The following is a 24,118-nucleotide window of genomic DNA, read 5'->3' as shown; positions in this document are numbered from 1 at the left end:
TCAGGGGGCGATGTCGCAGTAGGTGATGCGGAAACGGACGACGTCGCCCGGGCGGAGCTGGGCGGCGCGATCGACGGACTCGGGGGTGAGGACGGCGACGACGGGGTAGCCGCCGGTCACCGGGTGGTCGGCGAGGAACAGCACGGGGAAGCCGTCCGGAGGGACCTGCAGGGAGCCGGTCTCGACGCCCTCGCTCGGGAGCTCGTGCGTGACGGTGCGGACGAGCGGCGACGAGGCCGTGGTGCGCACCCCGACGCGATCGCTGTCCGCGCTGACGTGGTGGTCCTGCCCGGTGAGGGTCGCACGCCACTCCGGGGTGAACCAGTCGTCGCGGGGGCCGGGCGTCACGTCGAGGACGACGGGCTCCCACGGCCACGGCTCGAGCGGTGGCGGGACCGCGTCGACGATCGGCCACGTGTCGGCGTCCGCCCCGACGGGGAGCACGTCGTCGATCGTCAGGGGAGCCGGGCCGAGCTGCGCGAGGGAGTCCCACGAGCGGCTGCCGAGCACGGGCTCGACCGCGAAGCCACCCCGGACGGCGAGGTACGCACGGAGCCGGGTGGCCGGGACGCCGACGCGCAGGGTGTCGCCGGGCTCCAGCGCGATGACCTCGTAGGAGGCGCAACCGCGGACCCGACCATCCGCCTGCTCGACCTCGACCGGGCACTCGGCCCCGGTGACGGCGGCGACCACGTGCGAGTCGGAACGGAGCGCGACGGAGCCGAGCACGGCCTCCAGGACGGCTGCTCCGGGACGGTTGCCGACCATGCGGTTGGCGAGCGCGGCGGATGCCCGGTCGGCTGGACCGGCCGCGCCCAGGCCCATGTCGCTGAAACCGGGCCGACCGAGGTCCTGCGTCGTCGCGCCGAACCCGACCTGCACCACGGTGAGTGCGCTCATGCGTCGGCCTCGACGAAGCGGATCCGGGTGCCGGCCGGGGCCAGCGCGGGCGGGTCCTGGTCGAGCGACCACATCGCGACGTCGGTGCGGCCGATGAGCTGCCAGCCACCGGGGGAGGTCCGCGGGTAGACCGCGCTGAACTCGCCGGCCAGTGCGACGGCACCGCTCGGGACGGCGGTGCGCGAGGTGGTGCGGCGGGGCAGGTGGAGTGGCGTCGCAGTGCCGGTCAGGTAGCTGAACCCGGGGGCGAAGCCGCAGAACGCGCTCGTCCAGACCTGGCCCGTGTGCCAGGCGACGAGTTCCTCGCGGGACATGCCGGTGACCGACGTGACGGCGTCGAGGTCGTCGCCGTCGTACGTCACGGGGACGACGACCGGGCCGGCGGCATCCGGGTCGACGGCATCCGGGTCGGCGGCATCCGGGACGACCGCGGACGGCGCCGGGACGACGGACGCCAGGGCGGCCCGGAGCCGGGCCGCGTCCGTGTGGGCGGGGTCGTAGCGGACGAGCAGTGTCCTCGCGCCGGAGACGACCTCCGTCACGCCCGGCAGGCCGTGTGTGGGCAGGCCCCTGCGGAACGCGACGACTGCGTCGAGCGAGTCGAAGGTGGCCAGCAGTGCGGCACCGCCGGCGGGACGGACGTCCGGCGTCACGGCGCGGCCGGTCCCGCAAGGTCGGCGGGCGCGAAGGGCGCGATCGTGATTCCGGCTTCGGTCAGCAGCATGCGGATCGCTCGCGCCATCGCGACGGCGGAGGGAGAGTCGCCGTGCACGCAGACCGAGTCGGCCCGGACCCGGACCTCGGAGCCGTCGACGGCGGTTGCGACGCCGTCGGTGACCATGCGCAGGACGCGCGATGCGACCTGGTCCGGGTCGTGCAGGACCGATCCGGGGCGGCTGCGGGCGACGAGCGACCCGTCGGGTTCGTAAGCGCGGTCGGCGAAGGCCTCGCTGACGGCGCGGAGCCCGTGGCGCTCGGCAGCCCGCAGGAGCTCGGAGTCGGGCAGCGCGAGCACCGCCAGGGTCGGGTCGACGTCGGCGATCGCCCGGGTGACGGCCTCGGCCTGGACCGGGTCGGCGCAGGCGGTGTTGTAGAGCGCGCCGTGCGGCTTGACGTACGTGACGCGCGTGCCGGCGACGTGCGCGGTCGCGAGCATCGCGCCGAGCTGGTGGACGACGTCGGCGTGGAGTTCGTCCGGCGTGACGGAGACCGGACGGCGACCGAAGCCGGCGAGGTCGCGGTAGGCGACGTGTGCCCCGACCGCGACGCCACGGTCCGCTGCTGCTCGGCAGGTCGCGAGCATGATCGTCGGGTCGCCGGCGTGGAAGCCGCAGGCGATGTTGGCGCTCGAGACGACGTCGAGCATCGCGGTGTCGTCGCCCGTCGTCCAGACGCCGTAGCCCTCACCGAGGTCGCTGTTCAGGTCGATCGTCGTCACGAGGACTCCTGTCGTCGTCGGGCCGCTCCGGGTTGTTCAACAATCTACCGGCGTTGGATGCCGTTGCGGAAGCCCCGCACCTCGGGTGCCGACTCAGACCGCCCGGGCGCCCGCCCACTCGCGGACGCGCACCAGGCCTTCGCGACGCCAGCGCCAGTACGGCGCGAACTTCGTCCCGTCGTCGACGTACGCCGGGCGGAAGACCCAGAGCGCGGTCCGTCGTTCGCGACCGTCCGGACTCCGCCACTCGACCGTGCAGTCGTCGAGCACGGTGGTGATGGCGCTCTTCGGGATCGTCGTCGAGGCGAAGAAACCGGTGTAACGGAGTTCGTCCACGTCCAGGACGACCGCCACGCGGATTGCGCGGACGGTGAGCACGATCCCGGCGATCGCGAGCAGGCCGCCGAGGACGACACAGAAGACGCGTGCGCTCGACCCCGGCACGACGAAGAGGAGCGGCGAGCTCAAGCCCATGAGCGCGAGCACCGCGCCCATCACGAGGTTCGCGATGCGCTCCCACCGCGAGGCGCGGAGCACCTCGACCGTGGGTTGCTGCATGGCTCGGAGCCTACGCGTGTGCTTCACTGAGCCATGGTCAGCTCACTGGTGCTCGCGTCCTGCGCCACCGCCCACCCGGACTGTGAGGACACGTTCTCCACCGACGGGACGGGGATGGTCGTCGTCATCGTGGTGGTGGTCGCCGTGATCGTCCTGTTCGGGGTGGTGCTGCTCGGGAACGGCCGCGGTCGCCGCTGACGGTCGGAGTGCTCAGTCGCGGTCGAGCGCTGCCGTCAGCTTGTCGAGCACTCCCGCCGCCCGCGCGAGCACCTCGCGTTCCGCCGGCGTGAGCGCCGACTCCGCGGCGGTCAGGATGCGCGTCGACCGTCGGGTGCGTGACTCGTCGATCATCGCGCGCCCGGCGTCGGTCAGGGTCACGAGCACCCCGCGCGCATCGGCCGGGTCCGGGGCGCGCTCGACGAGCCCCAGTGCCTCGAGATCCGCGACCGTCACCCGCATGCTCTGGTGCCGGACGCGGCGCAGTCGGGCCAGTGCCGCGATGCTGTACGCGCCGTCGCGTGCGAGGAACCCGAGCACCTCGATCTGCCCCTCCGGCGTCGTCTCGGAGCGCCGGATCGCGCGGACGCTCTCGCCGATGGCGCGGCGGAGCTCGTTGGCATCGTCGAGGCCGAACGTCCGAGGGGTGTCCACACGAGGAACTGTACAGGTTCCCTGTGGAGATTTGTACAGTGCAGCTGTATGGTTCGGAGTCATGGAACTCACGAAGTACACCCACGCCACCGTCGTGCTCACCAAGGACGGCACCTCCCTGGTGATCGACCCGGGCGCGTACACGCCGAACTCCGCCGACCTGGTCGCCGCCACCACCGCGGTCCTCGTCACGCACGACCACCCCGACCACTTCGACGCGTCGATCCTCTCGGCAGCGCTCGACGCCCGGCCCGAGCTCCGCGTCTGGGCACCGGCGAGCGTCGCCGCCGAGCTCGGCTCCCACGACGGGCGCGTCACGACCGTCGCCCCGGGTGACACGTTCGAGGCCGCCGGCTTCGCCGTGCAGGTCGTCGGCGGTGACCACGCGGTCATCCACGCGGACATCCCGCTGATGAGCAACGTCGGCTACGTCGTCGACGGCGCGGTCTACCACCCGGGTGACGCCTACTTCGTGCCCGAGGTCGCCGTGGATACCCTCCTGGTCCCGACCTCCGGTCCGTGGGCGAAGCTCGGTGAGCTCGTCGACTTCGTGCGCGCCGTGCACCCCTCCCGCGCGGTGCAGATCCACGACCTCATGCTCAGCGACGTCGGCCGCGGCTCCTTCGCCCAGTTCACCGGGCAGCTCACCGACACCGAGCTGGTCACGCTGGCCGACGGCGAGTCGGTCACCGTCTGAGACGTGGCGACTGACGCAACGGGAGGCCCGGTGCCAGCTGGCACCGGGCCTCCCGTTGCGTCAGGTGGTCACCGGAGCACCTTGCCGGGGCCGAGCTCGATCGGCGCGGCGAGGCCGCCGTCGATCGTGACGGCCGTGTCGGCCGCGATGCGGTCGGTCGTCGGCAGCCACGGCCGACCGGGCGCGACGAGCACCAGGAGGCCGTGGACGTCCCCGACGGCGGCGAAGGCCGGCGACGGTGCCGCTGCGTACGGAGCGACGCCGTTCCGCCCGAGTTCCGCGGCCGTCCGGAGCACGTCGGTGGTGACCACGCCGACCTCGCTCACGCCGGTGATGCTCGACACGGTGAAGGGGCCGTCGTGGTCCGGTGTCAGGTCACGGCGTTCGATGAACTCGAGCACCTGTCCGTCGGGCCCGTCGAAGTACACCGAGCGGGAGTTCCACCCGGCCGGTCCCGCGAACTCGCGGACGCCGTCGCGGGTCAGCACCGCGGCCCGCTCACCGATCCAGCGGTCCGCCTGGTCGAACGAGCCGGTCGGGATCGTGAACGCCAGGTGGTGGTCGCCGTCGAAGTCCGCCTCCACGTGGACGACCTCGGTGTGCCCGACGCGGACCCGGACCGCGGCGTCATCTTGCGCGACCCGGGCGTCGAGGGCCTGCCAGAACGCGGCGACGGCGTCGAGGGAGCGGGTGGGGAGGGTGACCGTGGTGATGCGCATGCCGGGATTCAACGACCTCAACCGTCGTTGAGGTCAAGGGCAGACCGATCCGTCCTGCGCACCCCGGCCGACATCGCGTGACGGCGACGTATCCTGGCTGCGGAAGCAACGAGGGTTCCGGCAGGGTCCTGCGCGCGGTCTCACCTCCCGTGTCAGGACGTGGACCCCGAGCACGAGCGCAGCATGGCCGAACACATCATCGAGTACGTCGCCCGAGACCGAACGGGCATCACCGCCGTCATCACCGAGACCGGCGTCGTCGACGTCGACACCGTGATCCGCAACATCCACTCCGGGCACTCGGGGTACTTCGTGCGCGCGGGGGACTGGCGCCGGGCTCCGGTCCGCAGCCTGTCGGTGCTCGGCAGCGCCTACCTCTTCGCGAACTGGGACGGTTCGAAGCGGAACAACCTGCACGACGTCGCGTTCCCCGCGCCGCAGCGCGCCGTGCGGCCCGTCCGGCAGCGACGGTGGTCCGGCTTCCTGAGCGCGCTGCTCGGGCAGTCCGCCCGGTAGCCGACCACGCACGGAGGCCCGCCTTCGCGTCGTGACGCGGGGCGGGCCTCCAGGCTGGCGGGTCGGCAGGACCCTACTTCGTGACCTCGTCGAAGTCGGTGACCCCCGACGCGACCGCGGCCGCGCGGCGGGCGCGCATCGACGGCGCGACGAGCGCTGCGAGCACCGCGAGGACGGCGACGCCGGTGCAGGCCCAGAAGCCGATCGTGAACGCGTCGTCGGTGGGCAGCCCCTGCGGCGTGCTGTGCGAGGTGATCAGCGCCGCGATGACCGCGGTGCCGACGCTCGAGCCGATGGTCCGGACGACGGTGTTCGCGCTGATGGCCTCACCGGTCTGGTTCGCCGGGACGCTCTCGATGATCGCGTTCGAGCACGCTGCGAGCGCCAGGCCGATGCCGATGCCGGTCAGGATGCCGGAGGCGACGACCTGCCAGAGCTCACCGTGGGCGATCGCGGGGAGCAGGAACGCTGCGACGATCGCGACGCCACCGATGAGCATCGGCGGCTTCGGCCCGACCTTGCGGACGAGGATGCCCGCGATCGGCCCGGCGATGATCATCATCACGACGGTCGGCAGCAGGAAGAGCCCGGCCTCGGTGACGTCCTTGCCGAAGCCGTAGCCGACCGCGGTGGGGAGCTGCAGGAGCGTCGGGACGAGCACGAAGGTGCCGAACATCGCGAAACCGAAGACGAGCGCGACGACGTGGGCGGTCCAGACGCCGCGGACCCCGAAGAGCCGCACGTCGATGAGGGGCTCGGCGACACGGAGTTCGACGAACACGAACGCGATCAGCGCGATGCCGCCGAGGATCAGCAGCCCGATGGTCTTGCCGTCGCCCCAGCCCCAGGTCTCGCCCTCGCTGATGGCCAGCAGGATCGCCACGAGCGAGACCGCGAGGACGAACGTGCCGGCCATGTCGAGGCGGCCGGGCTTGCGCACCGGGGACTCCGGCATGCCGAAGACCGCGCCGAGCAGGGCGATGACGACCAGCACGGCCGGAAGCCAGAACAGCCAGTGCCACGACAGGTGCTCGACGATCGGGCCGGCGGCGACGATGCCGACACCGGCGCCGATGCCGAAGATCGCGGAGAGCAGACCGATCGTCACGCTCACCTTCTCCTTCGGCAGTTCGTCGCGGACGATGCCGATCGAGAGCGGCATCACCGCGCCGGCGGCACCCTGCAGCGCCCGGGCGACGATGAGCGTGCCGAGGTTCGGTGCGAGCGCGGCGAGCACGGCCCCGACGAGCAGGATCGAGAGGACCACGATGAGGACCTTGCGCTTGCCGATCATGTCGCCGAGACGACCGAGGATCGGTGTCAGCACCGAGGCGGAGAGCAGGTACGCGGTGAGCACCCAGCTCGCGGCGCTCGTGGTGGCGCCGAGGTCCTTGCCGATCGTCGACAGGGCCGGCGCGACGAGGGACTGCAGGACCGCGAACGACAGGCCACCCAGGGACAGGTAGACGATGATCGCCGTGCTGTTCGGACGGCGGCCGTCCGTCGTCGGGTGGGAACCCGTGCGGGGGTTCTCCGTGGTGGTGGTCATCGTGCTCCGCTTCGATGTAAACGATTGCTGACTTGTCGAGGGTACGCGGATCCGGCCAGATGTCAACACTTGCTTACATCACGGTGCGGGCCGGTACGCTTCGGGCATGAGCAAGGACGCCGCGGCCACACGCATGCTCCTCGTGCAGGCCGCCAGGCGACGCTTCGCCTTCGACGGGTACCGGGCGACGACCGTGCGGGACATCGCCGCGGACGCCGGGGTCAACGTGGCCTTGATCAACCGGTACTTCGTGTCGAAGGAGGGGCTGTTCCGCGCGTGCCTCGACCGCGTGGTGCGGGACCTCGGCGCCGAGGAGTCGCCCACGACGGTCGGTCTCGACCGGGCGCTCGGTGACCTGATCGGGCACATCGTGCGGTCGCCGACGGACGAGGACTCGATGCAGCTCATGCTGCTGCTGCGGTCCTCGGGGGACGACGGCGCTGATGCGATCCGCCGTGAGACGCTCCGTCGGTACGCCGAGCGGTTGGCGGTCGTCGTGGGGGGCTCGGTCACCGAGGACCTGTTGCTCCGCGCCGAGATCGCGCTGTCCGTGGTGCTCGGGATGACGATGCTGCGGACCTCGACGCGGGTGGAGCCGCTGGCCACCGCGTCCGAGGCCGAGGTCGCCGGCCCACTCGAGGACGCGCTGCGCGCGCTGCTCGCGGGGCGCGGGTGACGGGGCCGTTTCGCGCGTAGGAAGGTGAATCGCGCGTAGGTGGTCGTTCCTTTCGACCTCCTGCGCGCGATTCACCTTTCCAGAGCGCGTGGCATGGGTGGGAACGCGCGTGGGTGCCGGACGGGAGGACCGGGTCGGGCTGGCACCGAGCCTCCAGGCCGGTGGGTGGCGGGGCAGGCGAGCCAGGCGGGCCAGGCGGGCCAGGCGGGTCGGGCGGGTCGGGCGGGTCGGGAGGGTCAGGCGGGTCGGGCGGTCAGGCCGCGAAGCGGCGGGCGGCCGTCAGGCCGACCAAGGACACGACCGCGACCACGAGGGCGAACACGACGCCCGCGGCGACGAGCCCGATGCCGGCGGCGAGGAGTCCGGCGCCGATCGCGGGGATCGAGATCGACAGGTAGGCGAGGACGAAGTAGGAGGTCGTCGCCTCGGTCCGGCGGGACGCGTCGGTCGCGCCGGTGATCGCGCGGAGTCCGGTCATGAACAGCAGGCCCTGGCCGACACCGGCGAGGACCGAGGACTCGACGAGCAGCGCCAGCGACGTGGCGAGGAGTGACCAGACCAGCACGCCCATGCCCGCGGCCAGGGCGACGGCGCCGATGACGATGAGGGTGCGGTCGGCGAGGCCCCGCAGGGCGATCTGCGCCGCGGCCGACGCCCCGAACAGCGCGAAGACGACGACCCCGACCACGAACGGGGAGTCGACGCCGAGCACCTGGCCCATGAAGTTCGGCGCGACCGAGGAGTACAGGCCACAGACCGCGAAGCCGACCACGGCGCCGACGGCCGACGCGGCGAAGACCCCGCGGCTCTCCGGCGGGATGCCCGGCAGCTGCAACCGGATGCGGGAGCGGTCGGGGGTGACCGGGTCCCGCACGGCCAGCATCGCGACCCCCGCGACGACGAGCAGGACGGCGTGCACGACGTACGGCGCGCGGAGCGGCCACGGGGTCACCGTGGCGATCGCACCGGCGAGGAACATCCCGATCCCGAGTCCGCCGATGTTCGCCGCGGTCGCCAGCGCGCTCGCCAGGCCCTTGCGGCGCTCCGGTGCGTTCTCGAGCACGGTGACGGTGCCGGTGGCGGTGAAGACGCCCGCGGACAGCCCGGACAGGACCCGCGCGGCGAAGAGCATCCACTCGGCGGTGCCGATCGCGAACACCACGGCCGACGCCAGCGAGAACACGATCCCGGCGAGGAGCACCGGACGGCGGCCGATCGCGTCGGACAGACGCCCGCCGAGGACCAGCGCGAGGATCACGCCGCCCGCGTACACGGCGAACAGCACGGTCGTGGTCGTGCTGCCGAACCCGAACCGGGACTCGTAGGTCGGGTAGAGCGGCGTGGGGATCGTCGTCCCGATCATCACGACCGCGAACACGTAGGTCGCCGCGACGAGGGACCAGCCGGTGGCGGGACGAGCACTGGTAGCGGTTCCGGCGGTCATGCCGTCAACGGTAGTCGCGGGTAGCCTGGTCCCGACGGACGGAGGAACACGTCATGAGCGAGTTCACCGCCGCTGCGAGCGCGTTGCAGGGAGCCCCGGACGGGGCCGACCTGTGCCGACCGTTCCTCGCCGTCTTCGACGTGTCCGGCGTCGGTGTCTCCACACTCGGTGCGCCCCTCGGGTCCGGCACCGTCTGCGCGAGCGACGCCGTCGCGGAACGGGTCGACGAGATCCAGCTCGACCTCGGCGAGGGACCGTGCTGGGAAGCCCTCAGCATCGGGCGTCCGGTGCTCGAACACGACCTGGCGACGACGCAGTCCACGCGGTGGCCCGCGGCACTCGAGGCGCTCCTGCGTGCCGGGGTCGGGGCCGTGTTCTCGTTCCCGATGCGCGTCGGGACGATCCCCGTCGGTGCCGTCGACCTCTCGGTGGACCGGGGGCACGTCCTCACCGCCGACCAGGTCCGCGGCGCGGTGGAGCTCACCGAGGTCGCGGCGCGCCGGGTCCTGCGGAACGCCATCCTCGAAGCAGCTGCGGACGGTCGGGCCGACATGGCGGGCGGCCGCTACTCACGACGCGAGGTCCACCAGGCGACCGGCATGGTCGCCGCGCAGCTCGACCTCGGGGTGGCAGACGCCCTGCTGGTCCTGCAGGCGCACGCCTTCGCGACCGAACGGACCGTCCGTGACGTCGCAGCCGACATCGTCGATCGGCGCATCGACCTCGGGGCCGACCAGGCCGACCGCGGGTCAGGACACTAGGGAGTACACACATGGCAGCGACACGCGAGCACCGCCTCGTCGAGACCTTCGTGGCGCTCACCGACACGCTCGTCGATGACTACGACCTCGTCGACCTGCTGCAGAACCTCGTCGAGACCGCCGTCGACCTGTTCGACGCGTCGGCGGCGGGGATCCTCCTGGTCAACCAGCAGCAGGAACTCGAGGTGCTGGCGTCGACGAGCGAACGGTCCAGCTTCGTCGGGCTCCTGCAGCTGAACGCCGGAGAGGGGCCGTGCGTCGAGTGCTTCGCGACCGGGCGTGCCGTCTCCGTGCGGAACCCCGAGGAGATGCGGCGACGCTGGCCGACGTTCGCCACGGCATCGGCACAGTCCGGGTACGCCTCCGTGCACGCGATCCCGATGCGGCTGCGCGACACCACCCTCGGGTCGCTCAACCTGTTCCGGGGGACCGAAGGGGTCCTGAACGCCGAGGACGCCCTCGCCGCGCAGGCGCTCACCGACGTCGCGACGATCAGCATCCTGCAGCAGCGGACGCTCGAGCACGCGACCCTCGCGCAGGACCAGCTCCAGCGGGCACTCGACAGCCGGATCCTCATCGAGCAGGCGAAGGGCTTCGTGGCGCACACCCACCAGGTCGACATGGAGGCCGCCTTCGCGATGATCCGTCAGTACGCGCGGGCCCACCGTGAGCCGCTCGCCGACGTGGCGCGTGCCCTGATCGAACGGCGCCTGGACCTGCCCTGATCACCGCGATGGCCCCCAGGGTCGCGGCGTAGCGTCACACGCGAGTGACCCCGGTCCCCGGTCACGGCGACGCCGCCGATCCCGGGAGGACATCATGAGCGGGTACATCACGACAGGACCGCGTGCCGGCAGTTCCGGCACCTCCAGTTACTCCGCGCTCCTCGCCCGGATCAAGGACGAAGGACTCCTCCGACGCCGGACCGGCTGGTACTGGGGACTCGTCGGCGTGCTGACCGCACTGCTCGTGCTCGCGGGGACCGCGTTCGCGGTGCTCGGCGACGCATGGTGGCAGCTGATCGTCGCGGGGGTCCTCGGGCTCCTGTTCACGCAGTTCGCCTTCCTGTCGCACGAGGCCGCGCACCGGCAGGTCTTCGCCTCCCACAACTGGAACGACCGGGCCGCGCGGTACGTCGGCACGTTCCTGACCGGCGTCAGCTACGCGTGGTGGATGAACAAGCACACCCGGCACCACGCCAACCCGAACACGGTCGGCAAGGACCCGGACATCTCCTTCGACGCGATCTCGTTCCGCCCCGAGGACGCCGCGCGGCGAACCGGGTTCCTCCGCGTGCTCGTCCGGGTGCAGGGCTACGCGTTCTTCCCGATGCTGCTCGTCGAGGGCGCGAACCTGCACTGGCAGTCGATCCGCACCTACACCACTGGCACGGGCGTGAAACGGCGCTGGGCCGAGGGGTCCGTGTTCCTCGGACGCTTCGTGCTCTACCTCGGCGCCGTGTTCTGGTTCCTGCCGCTCGGCATGGCGTTCGCCTTCGTCGGCGTGCAGCTCGCCGTGTTCGGGTTCTGCATGGGGATCGCGTTCGCGCCGAACCACAAGGGCATGCCGATCATCGAGCCGGGCCGTCGGGTGGACTTCTTCTCCCGCCAGGTCCTGACCTCGCGGGACATCACCGGCGGCGCCTGGGTCGAGTACTTCATGGGCGGCCTGAACCACCAGGTGGAACACCACCTCTTCCCGAGCATGGCGCGGCCGAACCTCCGGGCGGCTCGGGTGATCGTCAAGGAGTACTGCGCCACGCAGGACGTCCCGTTCACCGAGACGTCGATGGTGCGCTCGTACGCGATCGTGGTGCGCTACCTGAACGAGGTCGGGCTCGCGGCGGCGGACCCGTTCGCCTGCCCGATGGTCGAGCGGTTCCGCTGACCGCGGCACGCCGGCCGAGACCGGCGCGCCGCGGCGCTCAGCCGCAGAACTCGTACGGTGGGACCGGGTCGCTGCTGACCCAGACCATGCCGACGTGCACGTCGTCCGATCCCAGCTCGAAGGTGATCGAGTACCCGCCCCGCTCGATGGTGAAGAACGGGAACAGCCCGGCGGACGCCGACTCCGGAACCGTGGTGCCGTTCGCGGCCCCGGTGTACCGAAGGTCGGGGTAGGTCGCCCGGAGGTCGTCGATGGTGCTCCCGACGCCGGCGCCCTCGGCGGTCTTCGGCGACGCCGCGAGGCTCGCGGGATCGAACCCACCCAGGAGTCCGATCGCGACACCGTCGACCTTGCCGTCCCGGCTCGTGACCGTGAGCACGGGGCCGTGGTCCGGGTGGAACAGGGACACGTCCGGGTTCGGACACGCCGACGCCGGTTCCTCGGCGTATGCGCCGGCGAGGTCGTCGGTCTCGGCCGTCGTGTCGCCGCCCAGTGCCACCGGACCGACCTCGTCCCCGCTGATCGTCCACGTGGCCGGGTCGTCGGGTGCGTAGGCCGGGCGTGTGGACGTCGGACCCGGGGTCGCCGTCGGGGTGTTCTCGATCGGGGCCGCCGCCGGTGTGCTCGGAGCAGGGGGTTCCGTCGGCGTCGGACTCGGTGACGGTGCCGCGGCCTCGAACGGCTGCGGCACCAGGCCGAGCGCCACCGCGCCGCTGCCCAGGCCGATGCCGAGCACCGCGATGACGCCGATCACGATGCCGACGTGCCGTCCACGGCGCTTCGGGAGCGGGCGCTGCTGGTCCGCTCGCGTCAGCACCTCGTGCTTCATCGAGACGAGCATGCGCTGCAGGTCGTCTCCCTCGGGAGGTTCAGTGTTCATCGTGCGTCACCGCCTTCCTCAGCCTGGCCCGCGAGCGGGACACACGCTGCGTGACCGCGCCGACGCTCAGTCCGAGCATGCTGGCGGCCTCCTGGTACGAGTGCCCCTCGAGGAGGCAGAGTTCGCAGATCCTGCGGTCGGTCGTCGCCATCGCGGCGATCTCGTCCCGGACCCACCTGAGCCGTTCGCGGGCGTCGTCGGCCTCGGCGGGCGCAGCGAGTTCCTCGGGGAGGTCGTCGCTCGCGGCCTTCATCGTCCGGCGCGCCTGGTTCCTGGCGTGGTTCCGGCAGACCACGAGCAGCCACGGCACGAGCGACCGTGTCGCCAGGTCGATCGTGTCGGTCTTCTGCCAGAGGGTCAGGAACGTGTCCTGCACGAGCTCCTCGACGTCCTGGCGGCTGCCCGCGAGTGCCCAGGCGTACCTGGTCAGTGTCGGTGCGAACCGGTCGAAGGCCTCGGCCAATGCCCCGGGCTCACCGCGTGCCATCCGTCGCACGAGTGCGACGTCGGCTTCGTTCGTGTCGTCCAACGATGCCCCCTCTCACCCCAGAAGTGTCGGCGATCGTCCGATCCTGACAGCGCCGCGTCAGATCCGTCCGCGGTTCCGCCGACGGATCTCCTTCGGAGCCCGCCCGGCGAGGAACGACCGCGCCGGGTCGACCACGAAGCCCTGCCGCAGGGCCTCGCGCCCGATCAGCATCCGGAAGCCCATCTGGTCCCGGTTGCTCAGCGTGACCTCGGCCTCGACCGTGCGTCCGGCGAGCTCGATGGCGGTCAGCACGACGATCCGCTCCTGGGTGTGCCCGGACGAGCTCCGGATGACGCGGCGGTCGTGGACGTCGCACTCCACGGTGCCCGGGTCGGCGTCGGACTCCTGCCAGGGGTGCACCGAGAACCGCACCCGGTCGCCGGGGAGCTCCTGCAGGTCGAACGCGTGCAGCGCCGATGTCCGGGCGCCGGTGTCGAGCTTGACCTTGATCCAGGGGACGTCGAGGTCCGGCAGCGCCGCCCACTCGCGCCACCCCGCCACGAACGGCGTGCGCCTGGCGGTCTTCTCCTGGGACATGCGCCCATCCTGGCAGGCGGCGGGGCAGCGCGGCGCCCGCGATCCTCCGCGGGATGTCAGGATGGAGCGTCCCCGACCCCGCGGAGCTCACCGATGAAACTCGCCATCCTGTCGCGCGCCCCGCAGGCGTACTCCACGCAGCGGCTCCGGGCCGCCGCACTCGACCGCGGCCACGACGTCAAGGTCCTCAACACGCTGCGGTTCGCGATCGACCTGACCGGGGACGCGCCCGACCTGCAGTACCGCGGCAAGCTCATCTCCGACTACGACGCGATCCTGCCCCGCATCGGGAACTCGATCACGTACTACGGCACCGCGGTCGTCCGGCAGTTCGAGCAGATGGACGTGTACACGCCGAACACCGCGAACGGCATCACGAACTCGCGCGACAAGCTCCGCGCGAACCAGATCCTGTCCCGGCACGACATCGGCATGCCGGCGACGACGTTCGTGGCCGGCCGCGCGGACGTCCGCGGCGCCATCGAGCGTGTGGGCGGGGCGCCCGTCGTCATCAAGCTCCTCGAGGGCACGCAGGGCATCGGCGTCATCCTGGCCCCAGAGGCGAAGGTCGCGGAGTCGATCGTCGAGACCCTGCACTCCACGAAGCAGAACGTCCTGATCCAGAGCTTCATCTCCGAGAGCCGCGGCAAGGACATCCGGGCGCTCGTCGTCGGCGACCGCGTGGTCGCCGCCATGCGCCGGAGTGCCAGCGGTGACGAGTTCCGCTCGAACGTGCACCGCGGCGGCACCGTGGAGCAGGTCACGCTGACCCCGGAGTACGAGGAAGCGGCGGTCCGCTCCGCGCAGATCATGGGTCTGCGCGTCGCCGGGGTGGACATGCTCGAGGGCAACGACGGCCCGCTCGTGATGGAGGTCAACTCGTCCCCGGGACTCGAGGGCATCGAGCGCGCGACCGGCCTGGACATCGCCGGTGCGATCATCGACTTCATCGCGAACCAGGTCGCCTTCCCCGAGATCGACGTCCGGCAGCGCCTGTCGGTCTCGACCGGCTACGGGGTCGCCGAGCTCCTGGTGCACACGAACGCGGACCTGGTCGGCAAGACGATCAAGGAGTCCGGGCTCTGGGACCGCGACATCACGGTGCTGACCCTGCACCGTGGCGCCGACGTCATCCCGAACCCCCGCAGCGGCGTCGCGCTCGAGCCGGGCGACCGCCTGCTCTGCTTCGGCAAGCTCGAGGAGATGCGCTCGATGATCCCCGAGCGCCGCAAGCGTCGCGCCAAGCTCCGCAAGCTCCCGAAGGAGTCGCTGCCGGAGCAGTGACGACGCCTCGGCTGCGCCGAAACACCGCCATCCATGCGAGGCGCCGCAGATTCTGGCGGCGCCTCGGTATGGAAGCGGCGTCTCGCGTGAACGACGGTGCGCCTGGCCGGACGGGAGGCCCTGGTCGCCTCCGACAGGTCGACTCGCGTCGCCACCGGCGTGTCGTGCCCCGGACCACGGGTGCAGGATCGAGGGGTGACCGACCTCCCCGCACCGCTCCGCAGCCCCGTGCACGTCGCCCCGATGGCCGGCGGCCCCACCACGCCCGCACTGGTGGTCGCCGCCGCACGTGCCGGGCACTTCGCGCAGCTCGCCGCCGGGTACCGCACGCCGGCGGACCTCGCAGCGCAGATCGCCGAGGTCCGCGACGCGACCGACCGGTTCGGCGTGAACCTCTTCGCGCCGAACCCGGTGCCGATCGGCGACGCCGAGTACGACCGCTACCGCGACGCACTCGGCGTCGACGGGCTCCCGGACAAGCGCGAGGACGACGACGCCTGGGCGGAGAAGGTCGCGCTGCTGCTCGACGACCCGGTGCCGGTCGTGTCGTTCACCTTCGGGCTGCCGGACGCTGACCTCGTGTGGGAGTTCCGGAAGCGGGAGACCGTCACGATGCAGACGGTGACGAACCGAGCCGAGGCGCTCGCCGCGGCCGAACGCGGGGTCGACGTCCTGGTGGTCCAGGGCGAGGCGGCCGGCGGCCACTCCGCGACGCTCGACCCGACGGCTGATCCGCTGTGGGAGCCACTGCCCGAGCTGGTCCGCGCGGTGCGGCACGCGGTCGACCTACCCGTGATCGCGGCGGGCGGGATCGGCGGCGCCGACGACATCGAGGCCGTCCGGCTCGCGGGAGCCGGCGCCGCGATGGTCGGGACGCTCGTGCTCCGCGCGGACGAGGCCGGCACCGGGGCCACGCACCGTGCGGCGCTCGCCGACCCGGTGTTCGACCGCACCGCCCTGACCCGGGCGTTCACCGGCCGTCCAGCCCGGGCGCTGGTGAACCGCTTCGTCCGCGAGCACGAGGACGCTCCGCTCGGGTACCCGGCACTCCACCACCTCACCAAGCCGATCCGCACTGCGGCAGCCGCCGCCGGGGATCCGCACGCGCTGCACCTGTGGGCCGGACGGTCCTGGCGGGCGGCGGCCGACCGGCCGGTCGCGGACGTCCTGGAGGCTCTGCTGACGTGACGCGCGCGCGTCACCCGACCCCGGCCTCCCGTCCGGAGCTGTGCACACGCCGTCCCGCAGCGCACTACGCTCGGATGCGGCCCGCGTCGCAGCGTTGCGGAGGTCCGCGGACCAGTTCAGCTCAGGCGTTCAGGAGGACCGAAGTGACCGAAACCGCACCCGTCGACCCCACATCGACCGAGGGTTGGAAGCAGCTCGCCGGCATCGCCGACGGCTTCTCCCCAGACCTCCGCGGATGGTTCGACGCCGACCCGGAGCGGGCCGCGAAGTACACGTTCCAGGCCGGTGACCTCACCGTCGACCTGTCGAAGGGCCTGGTGACCGAGGACATCCTCGCCGCGCTGCTCAAGGTCGCCGAGGACACCGGCGTCGCGGAGCGCTACCAGGCGATGATCTCCGGCGAGCACGTCAACCCCACCGAGGACCGCGCCGTCCTGCACACCGCGCTCCGTCGTCCGAAGGGCGGCGACCTCACCCCGGCCGCGCCGTTCGTGGTCGACGGCCAGGACGTCGACGCCGACGTGCACGCCACGCTCGACAAGGTCTACGCGTTCGCGGACCAGGTCCGCTCGGGCGCCTGGAAGGGCGTGACCGGCAAGCGCATCGAGACCGTCGTGAACATCGGCATCGGTGGCTCCGACCTCGGTCCGGTGATGGTCTACGAGGCCCTGAAGCCCTACGTGCAGGCCGGCATCGACGCGCGCTTCGTCTCGAACATCGACCCGACCGACATCTACGAGAAGACCGTCGACCTCGACCCCGAGACCACGCTCTTCATCGTCGCGTCGAAGACCTTCGGCACCCTCGAGACCCTGACGAACGCCCGCCTGGCGCGCCAGTGGCTGTGGGAGGAGCTGGGCCTCACGGACGCCGGCGACGACGAGAAGAACGACGCCGTCGCGAAGCACTTCGTCGCCGTGTCGACCGCGCTCGACAAGGTCGCCGCGTTCGGCATCGACCCGGAGAACGCGTTCGGCTTCTGGGACTGGGTGGGCGGTCGCTACTCCGTCGACTCCGCGATCGGCACCTCGGTGATCATCGCGATCGGCAAGGAGAACTGGCAGGACTTCCTCGCCGGCTTCCACACCATCGACGAGCACATGCGCACGACCCCGCTCGCGCAGAACGTCCCCGTCCTGATGGGCCTGCTCAACGTCTGGTACTCGAACTTCCTCGGTGCCCAGAGCCACGCGGTCCTGCCGTACACGCAGTACCTGCACCGCTTCGCCGCGTACCTGCAGCAGCTCACCATGGAGTCGAACGGCAAGCGCGTCCGCTGGGACGGCTCGCCCGTCACGACGGACACCGGCGAGGTCTTCTGGGGCGAGCCCGGCACGAACGGCCAGCACGCGTTCTACCAGCTCATCCACCAGGGCACGCGCCTGATCCCCGCCGACTTCATCGCCGTGGCGAACCCGGCGCGTCCGCTCAAGGACGAGACCGGCGACGGCAAGGCCGTGGAGCCGGGCCAGGACGTCCACAACCTGTTCCTCGCGAACTTCTTCGCGCAGACCAAGGCGCTGGCGTTCGGCAAGACCGCGGACGAGGTCCGCGCAGAGGGCACCACCGACGAGGCCATCGTCGCGGCGCGCACCTTCACGGGCAACAAGCCGTCGACGTCGATCCTCGCGCCGGCGCTCACCCCGAGCGTCGTCGGACAGCTCATCGCGCTGTACGAGCACATCGTCTTCACCGAGGGCACCATATGGGGCATCGACTCGTTCGACCAGTGGGGCGTGGAGCTCGGCAAGCAGCTCGCGCTGCAGATCGCTCCGGCGGTCGACGGCGACCGGGCCGTGCTCGAGTCGCAGGACTCGTCCACGAAGGCGCTCATCGCGAAGTACCTGGAGCTGCGCAAGTAGCACCCACCCCTCCGCAAGAACGACAGCTCCCCGCCGGGTCCCGGCGGGGAGCTGTCGTCTTCGCGGAGCACTCGGTGGGCGTCAGCGTCGCACGGGGTCCAGGTTGAGGGTCGTGCCCTCGTACAGGTACTGCAGGTTGCCGTAGACGCGCATCGACGGGTTCAGCCAGATCAGCGTCTCGACGGAGATGCCGAAGCGGGCCGCGACGTCGGCGATCAGGTCGTCCGGCGCCACCACGTACGACGCCGGCGCACCGGCCGCCGACTTCGCGGACACCGAACCGGACGCGTTCGCCGCCGCGCCGTGGTCGACCGGGTGCACGTTCGTCGTGCGGGCGGGCACCGACCACCGCACGGGGTTCACCGCGAGGACCTTGCCGTTCGCGATCTCGATCGGCAGCGAGGCGTCGTCGGTGGTCGCGGAGGAGTACGTCACGAGTGCGCCGAGCCACGACGGGTCGTACCCGGCGGAGTCCATCGGGACGGCGACCGCAGCGGGTGCGGACGTCGTCGGGCCGCCGAGCTGGTCGTCGCCGGGGCCGAGGTGGGTCAGGCCGTCGCCGACCTGTGGTGCATCCTCGAGGAACGTCGCCGAGACGGGCACGGGCAGCGTCGAGGTGAAGCCGGAGTACTCCACGACGAACCGGTCGTTGCTGCCGGCGACGACGCGGTAGTGGAAGTGGATGCTGCCCTTCGGCGACGCGACGTCACCCTGCGCGACGACGGTCCCCGCCGGGATCGCCGTGATCGTCGGGGCGGGCAGGGACGCCTGCGTCGGCTCGGCGGTCGGCGGCCGGGGCGACGCGGACTCCTGGAGCAGTTCGGCGTCGCTCTGGCCCGGCGTGGTCGCGGACGCGGAGGGCGTCGCGGACGCGCTCGCGCTCGGCGTCCGGGACGGCGCGGGCACACCACCGGTGTCCCCGCGCAACAGCGAGCACCCGGTGAGCCCGACGGCCACCACCGCCACCAGGCCGACAACGATCCCTCTGTGCACGATTCCCCCTCCGTCCGGGAGCGTAGCCGACGGTTCGTCACTGCCGGATCGCCGTGACCAGACTGTGTCCAACGATCCATCGACCGCCCGTCGGCCCGGCTCCGGCGGCCCTGCCGAGGGCGGATCGGGGATCCGTCCCCCACCGCACAGCGCATCCGGATCGCGCATCCAGCACGAATGCGGAAGTATGTATCGGTGACGATCATGACGGAACGGCCGGTCGACCAGGCGACGAGCAGCGAACCGGAGCGCCCGGGCAACGCGACGGCCAGGCACGACAACGTCGCACTGCTCTCGGTGGCGACCACCGTGGCCGAGCGTGTGACGACCTCTGCGGACATCGAGGAGAAGCTCCGCGGGGTCCTCCGACGCCTTCGTCTGCCGATGGGTCTCCTCGAGCGCGTGGCGGGCGTCAAGGAACGCCGGAACTGGGGCGAGGGGCAGTCTTTCCAGGACGCCGCCATCGACGCCGGACGCCGGGCCATGGCCGAAGCGGGCATCCGCCCCGAGGACGTCGGCCTGCTCATCAACACGTCGGTGACCCGTCCGCACCTCGAGCCCTCGGTGGCCGTGCGGCTGCACCACGGGCTCGGGCTGCCGTCGTCCGCGATCAACTTCGACATCGCGAACGCCTGCCTCGGGTTCGTCAACGCGATGAGCGTCGCCGCGGGCATGATCGACTCCGGGCAGATCAAGTACGCGCTGGTCGTCGACGGCGAGGACGCCGACCAGGTGCAGCTCAACACGATCGAGCGCCTGAACCAGGGCGGCCGGAACCGCAAGGACTTCATGAGCGAGTTCGCGAGCCTGACGCTCGGCTCCGGCGCCGCCGCTGCCGTGCTCGGCCCGGCGGACATGCACCCGGGCGGGCACCGGATCGTCGGCGGGGTCACCCGCGCCGCGACCCAGTGGTACGACCTGTGCGTCGGCAGCGTGGACGGCATGTTCACCGACGCCAAGATGCTGCTCAAGGGCGGCATGGAGCTCGTCGTCGCCGCCTGGAACGAGGCCCGATCGCACTTCGACTGGGCCGACATGGACCGCTACGTCCTGCACCAGGTCTCCGACGTGCACACGAACGCCTTCGTCGAGGCCATCGGCGTGCCGCGCGACAAGGTCCCCACCACCTACCAGCGGTTCGGCAACGTCGGCCCGGCGTCGATCCCGATCACCCTCGCCGACGAGGCCGCCGCCGGCCGCATCCGTCCCGGGGACCGCGTCTTCCTGGGTGGCGTCGGCTCCGGCATCAACACGGCGATGATGGAACTCCGCTGGTGACATCGGGTCTGCCCCGCGTCGCCGCGAGCACCGCTCCGGCGACGCAGCCGCCCTCCCTGCCAGGACTCGACCCCGCGTGGTCCCGTCTGGTCACGGTGCCGACACGGTCGGGGAACCAGCCAGGAGGCCGGGCTCACCACGAGCGCACCTGGCACCTCCTCGACACGGCCGGGTCCCTGGCCGCGCTCGGCGTGCAACCGGTCGGCACGCTGCTCTGCGTGCACGGCAACCCGACGTGGTCGTACCTGTGGCGATCGGTGCTCCGCACCTCGCTCGAGGTCGCCGCGTCCGGTGGGCCGGCCTGGCGCGTCATCGCGGTCGACCAGCTCGACATGGGCTTCTCGGAGCGCACCGGGCACCAGCGGGGGCTGCCGCAGCGCGTCGCGGACCTCGGCGCCCTCACCGACGAACTCGGGCTCACCGGCCCCGTGGTCACCCTCGGGCACGACTGGGGCGGTGTGGTGTCCCTCGGCTGGGCCGTCGACCACCCGGACCTCGTGGTCGGAGTCGCGACGTGCAACACCGCCGTGCACCAGCCCGACGACGCCCCGATCCCGGCGCCGCTCCTTCTGGCACTGCGCCCGGGCATGCTCGGCCATGCGACGGTCGTGACCCCGGCGTTCCTCGAGACCACCCTGGCCATCGCGCACCCGAAGCTCGACCGCCCCGTCGCGGACGCCTTCCGTGCCCCGTACCGCGGTGCTGCCCGTCGCGGCGGCATCGGCGGCTTCGTGGCGGACATCCCCGTCGACGCCGCCCACGCGAGCGCGCCCGAACTCGACCGGATCTCCGCCGGCGTCGCGGCGCTCGACGTCCCGGCGCTCCTGCTCTGGGGCCCGCGCGACCCGGTGTTCCTGGAGCGGTACCTCGACGACCTCACTGCCCGGCTCCCGCACGCGGACGTGCACCGCTTCGAGGGCGCCGGCCACCTGCTCCCAGAAGACGCCGACGTCGCCGGGACGGTGTTCGACTGGCTGGGTGACCGCCTGCCGGACGGCCACGCGCCCGCCGGAGGCGACCAGAGCCTCCCGGCCAGCACCGGCGACGCGTCCGACGTGAGCCGCCCGCTCTGGGCCGCACTCGACGAACTCCGCGACTCCGAGGAGCCCGCGCTCGTCGAGATGGCGGCACCGGGCGGGACCCGCACGATCAGCTGGCGGTTGCTCGCCCGCCGGATCGACGAGGTCGCTGCCGGCCTGGTCGACATCGGTGTCCGGCACGGCGACCGCATCTCGTTGCTCGTCACCCCGGGAGCCGACCTCACCGCCGCGCTCTACGCCAGCATCCGCATCGGTGCGACCGTCGTCGTGGCGGACGCCGGGCTCGGGCTCCGCGGGCTCACGCGCGCCGTGAAGGGCGCGCGGCCCGCCTGGGTCATCGGTGCGCTGCCGGGCCTCGCGGCGGCACGCGCGCTCGGGTGGCCCGGACGTCGGATCGCGACGCTCGCGCTGCCGGGCCCGGCCCGTGCGGCGCTCCGCGTCGAGTACACGCTCGCCTCGGTCGCCCGTCGTGGGGCGCGTCGTCTCGCAGCCGGGATCCCGCTGCCGGCGGCTCCGTCCTCGGACACCCCCGCTGCCGTGCTGTTCACGTCGGGCTCCACCGGGCCGGCCAAGGGCGTCGTCTACACGCACGGGCAGCTCGGTGCGGTGCGCGACGTGCTCTCGGCGCAGTACGACGTCGGCATCGGGACCGGTCTCGTTGCCGGGTTCGCGCCGTTCGCGCTGCTCGGACCAGCGCTCGGCGCCCGGTCCGTGGCACCGGACATGGACGTCACCGCCCCGCGGACGCTGACCGCGCGTGCGGTCGCCGCGTCGGTGTCGGCCGCGGACGCCACGGTCGTGTTCCTCTCACCCGCCGCACTGGCGAACGTCGTCGCGACCGCGGGGGACCTGACCGGCGATGACCGCTCGGCGTTGGCGCGCGTGCGGTTGTTCCTCTCCGCAGGAGCCCCGGTGTCGGCGGCGCTGCTGACGGCAGCCACCGACCTGATGCCGAACGCGAGCGCGCACACGCCCTACGGGATGACCGAGGGGCTGCTCATGACCGACGTCGACCTGGACGGGATCCGGGCCGCTGCCGGTGCTGTCGGTGCTGTCGGGTCCGAGGGGGCTGCTGCCGGTGCGGCTGCTGCCGGCGGCGTCTGCGTGGGTCGGCCGGCCGCGTCCGTGCAGGTCCGGATCGCGCCGCTCGACCCGTCGGGGCTGCCGACGGGCGCGCTCACGGACGAGCCCGGCGTCACCGGCGAGATCGTCGTCGCCGCACCCCACGTCCGTGACCGGTACGACCGGCTCTGGCGGACGAACCGGGCATCGCGCCTCGGGCTCGACGACCCGCGCGGGCACCGCACCGGGGACGTCGGGCACCTCGACGCCTCCGGGCAGCTCTGGGTCGAGGGTCGCCTGCAGCACGTGATCACCACGCCGTCCGGTGTGCTCACGCCGGTCGGACCCGAGCAGCGCGTCGAGCAGCTCCGCGACGTCGGTCGTGTCGGCGTCGCCGGGATCGGTCCGGTCGGGACGCAGCAGGTCGTGGTGGTCGTCGAGACCGTCCCCCCGGTGCGCCGACCCGGGCTCGCGCCCGCCGCCCTGACCGCTGCGGTCCGTGCGGCCGCCGGGGTGCCCGTCGCCGCCGTGCTCGTCGTGCCCGTGCTGCCGACCGACATCCGGCACAACTCCAAGGTCGACCGGGCCCGGCTGTCGCGGTGGGCGTCGTCGGTGCTCGGCGGCGGACGGATGACCCGGCCGTGAGGGTGCTCGTCACCGGCGCGAGCGGGTTCCTCGGTCGTGCCGTCGCGGCGGCCGTCCGGGACGCCGGCCACGAGGTCCGGACGTTCCAGCGCCGGCCGTCCGGGGTCCCCGGGGTGACCGACGTGCTCGGCTCCATGACGGACCCCGAGGCCGTGCGCGCGGCGGTCGGTGGTGCGACTGCCGTCGAGGCCGTCGTGCACCTCGCGGCGAAGGTGTCGCTGGCGGGGGACCCGGCCGACTTCGAGCGCGTGAACGTCGACGGCACGCGGTCGCTGCTGGCCGCCGCCCGGGACGCCGGCGTGTCCCGGTTCGTCTTCGTGTCGTCCCCGTCCGTCGCACACACCGGCTCGTCGATCGCCGGCGAGGGCGCATCACCCGCATCGCCGGCGGGTGCCCGCGGGGACTACGCCCGCACCAAGGCCGCCGCCGAGCTGCTGGCGCTCGCCGCGGACGCCCCGGACTTCGCGGTCGTCGCCGTCCGGCCGCACCTGGTGTGGGGGCCGGGCGACACGCAGCTCGTCGGGCGGATCGTCGATCGCGCGCGCCGTGGCCGCCTGCCGCTGCTCGACTCGGGTGCCGCGCTGATCGACTCCTGCTACGTCGACAACGCCGCGTCCGCGATGGTCGCCGCGCTCGCACACGCGGCCGACGACGGGGTGCACGGGAACGCCTACGTGGTCACGAACGGGGAGCCGCGGCCGGTCGCCGACCTGCTCGACGGGATCTGCCGGGCGTCCGGGGTGCCGACGCCGCGGTGGCACGTGCCGGCGGGGGTGGCCCGAGCCGCTGGATCCCTCGTCGAGGCCGTGTGGCGGGTGCGCCCGGGAGCGGACGAGCCGCCGATGACGCGGTTCCTCGCCGAGCAGCTGTCGACGTCGCACTGGTTCGACCAGCGCCGGACCCGGCAGGACCTGCAGTGGGAGCCGTCCGTGTCGATCGACGAGGGCCTGCGCCGCTTGGGTCGGTCGAATCCCGCGTAGGAAGTTGAATCGCGCGTAGGAGGTCGTTCCTTCCGGCCCACCAC

The 24,118-nt window shown here is 72.3% G+C and carries 25 protein-coding genes; 13 read left to right on the top strand and 12 right to left on the bottom strand.

Annotated elements, in window-relative coordinates; translation table 11 throughout:
- The 4 genes from ACIPJY_RS14740 to ACIPJY_RS14725 form a co-directional block, all read right to left on the bottom strand.
- Positions 1 to 900 (bottom strand): biotin-dependent carboxyltransferase family protein, encoded by a 900-nt coding sequence (locus ACIPJY_RS14740; RefSeq protein ID WP_400460995.1) that lies wholly within the window; start codon positions 898 to 900, stop codon positions 1 to 3.
- Positions 897 to 1,553, bottom strand: a complete 657-nt coding sequence (locus ACIPJY_RS14735) for an allophanate hydrolase subunit 1 (protein WP_400460997.1) — start codon at positions 1,551 to 1,553, stop codon at positions 897 to 899. Before ACIPJY_RS14735 ends, ACIPJY_RS14740 begins: the two co-directional genes overlap by 4 nt.
- The gene (locus ACIPJY_RS14730; RefSeq protein ID WP_400460999.1) at positions 1,550 to 2,338 is read right to left on the bottom strand and encodes a LamB/YcsF family protein; all 789 of its coding nucleotides are present in this window, start codon (positions 2,336 to 2,338) and stop codon (positions 1,550 to 1,552) included. Before ACIPJY_RS14730 ends, ACIPJY_RS14735 begins: the two co-directional genes overlap by 4 nt.
- Positions 2,339 to 2,431: 93 nt before the next feature.
- A complete protein-coding gene (locus ACIPJY_RS14725) occupies positions 2,432 to 2,896 on the bottom strand; it encodes a hypothetical protein (RefSeq protein ID WP_400461001.1) in 465 nt (154 codons plus the stop codon).
- A 33-nt stretch (positions 2,897 to 2,929) separates the two neighbouring features.
- Here ACIPJY_RS14725 and ACIPJY_RS14720 point away from each other — a divergent pair, with 33 nt between their 5' ends.
- Positions 2,930 to 3,094, top strand: coding sequence for a hypothetical protein (locus ACIPJY_RS14720; RefSeq protein WP_400461003.1), 165 nt, complete (start codon positions 2,930 to 2,932; stop codon positions 3,092 to 3,094).
- Positions 3,095 to 3,106: 12 nt separating this feature from the next.
- Here ACIPJY_RS14720 and ACIPJY_RS14715 read toward each other — a convergent pair whose 3' ends face one another.
- A complete protein-coding gene (locus ACIPJY_RS14715; RefSeq protein WP_400461004.1) occupies positions 3,107 to 3,547 on the bottom strand; it encodes a MarR family winged helix-turn-helix transcriptional regulator in 441 nt (146 codons plus the stop codon).
- A gap of 61 nt (positions 3,548 to 3,608) precedes the next feature.
- On the opposite strand from ACIPJY_RS14715, the gene ACIPJY_RS14710 reads away from it, so the two are divergent.
- The gene (locus tag ACIPJY_RS14710) at positions 3,609 to 4,244 is read left to right on the top strand and encodes an MBL fold metallo-hydrolase (RefSeq protein WP_400461006.1); all 636 of its coding nucleotides are present in this window, start codon (positions 3,609 to 3,611) and stop codon (positions 4,242 to 4,244) included.
- A gap of 68 nt (positions 4,245 to 4,312) precedes the next feature.
- Here the strand turns inward: ACIPJY_RS14710 and ACIPJY_RS14705 are convergent, their stop codons facing one another.
- Complete coding sequence (locus ACIPJY_RS14705) at positions 4,313 to 4,963, bottom strand: VOC family protein (protein ID WP_400461008.1); 651 nt, start codon at positions 4,961 to 4,963, stop codon at positions 4,313 to 4,315.
- Between the two features lie 183 nt (positions 4,964 to 5,146).
- Between ACIPJY_RS14705 and ACIPJY_RS14700 the strand changes: the two genes are divergently transcribed.
- Positions 5,147 to 5,479: a hypothetical protein gene (locus ACIPJY_RS14700; RefSeq protein WP_400461010.1), complete on the top strand. Its 333-nt coding sequence runs from the start codon at positions 5,147 to 5,149 to the stop codon at positions 5,477 to 5,479.
- A gap of 73 nt (positions 5,480 to 5,552) precedes the next feature.
- Here ACIPJY_RS14700 and ACIPJY_RS14695 read toward each other — a convergent pair whose 3' ends face one another.
- A complete protein-coding gene (locus tag ACIPJY_RS14695; protein WP_400461012.1) occupies positions 5,553 to 7,028 on the bottom strand; it encodes an MFS transporter in 1,476 nt (491 codons plus the stop codon).
- A gap of 106 nt (positions 7,029 to 7,134) precedes the next feature.
- On the opposite strand from ACIPJY_RS14695, the gene ACIPJY_RS14690 reads away from it, so the two are divergent.
- On the top strand, positions 7,135 to 7,704 hold the full coding sequence (locus tag ACIPJY_RS14690) for a TetR/AcrR family transcriptional regulator (RefSeq protein WP_400461013.1): 570 nt from the start codon (positions 7,135 to 7,137) through the stop codon (positions 7,702 to 7,704).
- A gap of 253 nt (positions 7,705 to 7,957) precedes the next feature.
- On the opposite strand, the gene ACIPJY_RS14685 is transcribed toward ACIPJY_RS14690, so the two are convergent.
- Positions 7,958 to 9,148, bottom strand: coding sequence for an MFS transporter (locus ACIPJY_RS14685; protein WP_400461015.1), 1,191 nt, complete (start codon positions 9,146 to 9,148; stop codon positions 7,958 to 7,960).
- 53 nt (positions 9,149 to 9,201) lie between these two features.
- On the opposite strand from ACIPJY_RS14685, the gene ACIPJY_RS14680 reads away from it, so the two are divergent.
- The 3 genes from ACIPJY_RS14680 to ACIPJY_RS14670 all read left to right on the top strand — a co-directional run bounded on the left by ACIPJY_RS14680 (position 9,202) and on the right by ACIPJY_RS14670 (position 11,796).
- The gene (locus ACIPJY_RS14680) at positions 9,202 to 9,909 is read left to right on the top strand and encodes a GAF and ANTAR domain-containing protein (RefSeq protein ID WP_400461017.1); all 708 of its coding nucleotides are present in this window, start codon (positions 9,202 to 9,204) and stop codon (positions 9,907 to 9,909) included.
- 11 nt (positions 9,910 to 9,920) lie between these two features.
- Positions 9,921 to 10,634 (top strand): ANTAR domain-containing protein, encoded by a 714-nt coding sequence (locus tag ACIPJY_RS14675; protein ID WP_400461019.1) that lies wholly within the window; start codon positions 9,921 to 9,923, stop codon positions 10,632 to 10,634.
- Positions 10,635 to 10,728: 94 nt separating this feature from the next.
- Positions 10,729 to 11,796 carry a fatty acid desaturase family protein gene (locus ACIPJY_RS14670; RefSeq protein ID WP_400461021.1) on the top strand — a complete coding sequence of 356 codons (1,068 nt, stop codon included), beginning with the start codon at positions 10,729 to 10,731 and terminating at the stop codon, positions 11,794 to 11,796.
- Positions 11,797 to 11,833: 37 nt separating this feature from the next.
- Here the strand turns inward: ACIPJY_RS14670 and ACIPJY_RS14665 are convergent, their stop codons facing one another.
- The 3 genes from ACIPJY_RS14665 to ACIPJY_RS14655 are packed head-to-tail and all read right to left on the bottom strand — an operon-like array spanning position 11,834 to position 13,742.
- Complete coding sequence (locus ACIPJY_RS14665; protein WP_400461022.1) at positions 11,834 to 12,676, bottom strand: hypothetical protein; 843 nt, start codon at positions 12,674 to 12,676, stop codon at positions 11,834 to 11,836.
- On the bottom strand, positions 12,666 to 13,205 hold the full coding sequence (locus tag ACIPJY_RS14660; RefSeq protein ID WP_400461024.1) for an RNA polymerase sigma factor: 540 nt from the start codon (positions 13,203 to 13,205) through the stop codon (positions 12,666 to 12,668). Before ACIPJY_RS14660 ends, ACIPJY_RS14665 begins: the two co-directional genes overlap by 11 nt.
- Positions 13,206 to 13,262: 57 nt before the next feature.
- Positions 13,263 to 13,742 (bottom strand): ATP-dependent zinc protease, encoded by a 480-nt coding sequence (locus ACIPJY_RS14655; protein ID WP_400461026.1) that lies wholly within the window; start codon positions 13,740 to 13,742, stop codon positions 13,263 to 13,265.
- Positions 13,743 to 13,835: 93 nt separating this feature from the next.
- Here ACIPJY_RS14655 and rimK point away from each other — a divergent pair, with 93 nt between their 5' ends.
- The 3 genes from rimK (at position 13,836) to pgi (ending at position 18,076) form a co-directional block, all read left to right on the top strand.
- On the top strand, positions 13,836 to 15,026 hold the full coding sequence (gene rimK / locus ACIPJY_RS14650; RefSeq protein WP_400461028.1) for a 30S ribosomal protein S6--L-glutamate ligase: 1,191 nt from the start codon (positions 13,836 to 13,838) through the stop codon (positions 15,024 to 15,026).
- Positions 15,027 to 15,221: 195 nt separating this feature from the next.
- Complete coding sequence (locus ACIPJY_RS14645; protein ID WP_400461030.1) at positions 15,222 to 16,214, top strand: nitronate monooxygenase; 993 nt, start codon at positions 15,222 to 15,224, stop codon at positions 16,212 to 16,214.
- 143 nt (positions 16,215 to 16,357) lie between these two features.
- Positions 16,358 to 18,076 (top strand): glucose-6-phosphate isomerase, encoded by a 1,719-nt coding sequence (gene pgi, locus ACIPJY_RS14640; protein ID WP_400461032.1) that lies wholly within the window; start codon positions 16,358 to 16,360, stop codon positions 18,074 to 18,076.
- Between the two features lie 81 nt (positions 18,077 to 18,157).
- Here pgi and ACIPJY_RS14635 read toward each other — a convergent pair whose 3' ends face one another.
- The gene (locus tag ACIPJY_RS14635; protein WP_400461034.1) at positions 18,158 to 19,069 is read right to left on the bottom strand and encodes a LysM peptidoglycan-binding domain-containing protein; all 912 of its coding nucleotides are present in this window, start codon (positions 19,067 to 19,069) and stop codon (positions 18,158 to 18,160) included.
- Between the two features lie 204 nt (positions 19,070 to 19,273).
- Here ACIPJY_RS14635 and ACIPJY_RS14630 point away from each other — a divergent pair, with 204 nt between their 5' ends.
- Genes ACIPJY_RS14630 through ACIPJY_RS14620 form a run of 3 tightly spaced genes read left to right on the top strand, consistent with a single transcriptional unit; the run spans position 19,274 to position 24,074 of the window.
- Entirely contained in the window at positions 19,274 to 20,347 is a 1,074-nt protein-coding gene (locus ACIPJY_RS14630) for a 3-oxoacyl-ACP synthase III (protein ID WP_400462312.1), read from the top strand.
- The gene (locus ACIPJY_RS14625; protein WP_400461036.1) at positions 20,344 to 23,094 is read left to right on the top strand and encodes an alpha/beta fold hydrolase; all 2,751 of its coding nucleotides are present in this window, start codon (positions 20,344 to 20,346) and stop codon (positions 23,092 to 23,094) included. The genes ACIPJY_RS14630 and ACIPJY_RS14625 overlap by 4 nt, the downstream gene beginning before the upstream one ends.
- Positions 23,091 to 24,074: an NAD-dependent epimerase/dehydratase family protein gene (locus tag ACIPJY_RS14620; RefSeq protein WP_400461038.1), complete on the top strand. Its 984-nt coding sequence runs from the start codon at positions 23,091 to 23,093 to the stop codon at positions 24,072 to 24,074. The genes ACIPJY_RS14625 and ACIPJY_RS14620 overlap by 4 nt, the downstream gene beginning before the upstream one ends.
- Positions 24,075 to 24,118 lie beyond the last annotated feature (44 nt).

The organism is Curtobacterium sp. NPDC090223 (assembly GCF_044746585.1).
In the GTDB taxonomy this organism is placed as follows: Bacteria; Actinomycetota; Actinomycetes; order Actinomycetales; family Microbacteriaceae; genus Curtobacterium.
This window is presented reverse-complemented; position numbering and strand designations above follow the sequence as displayed.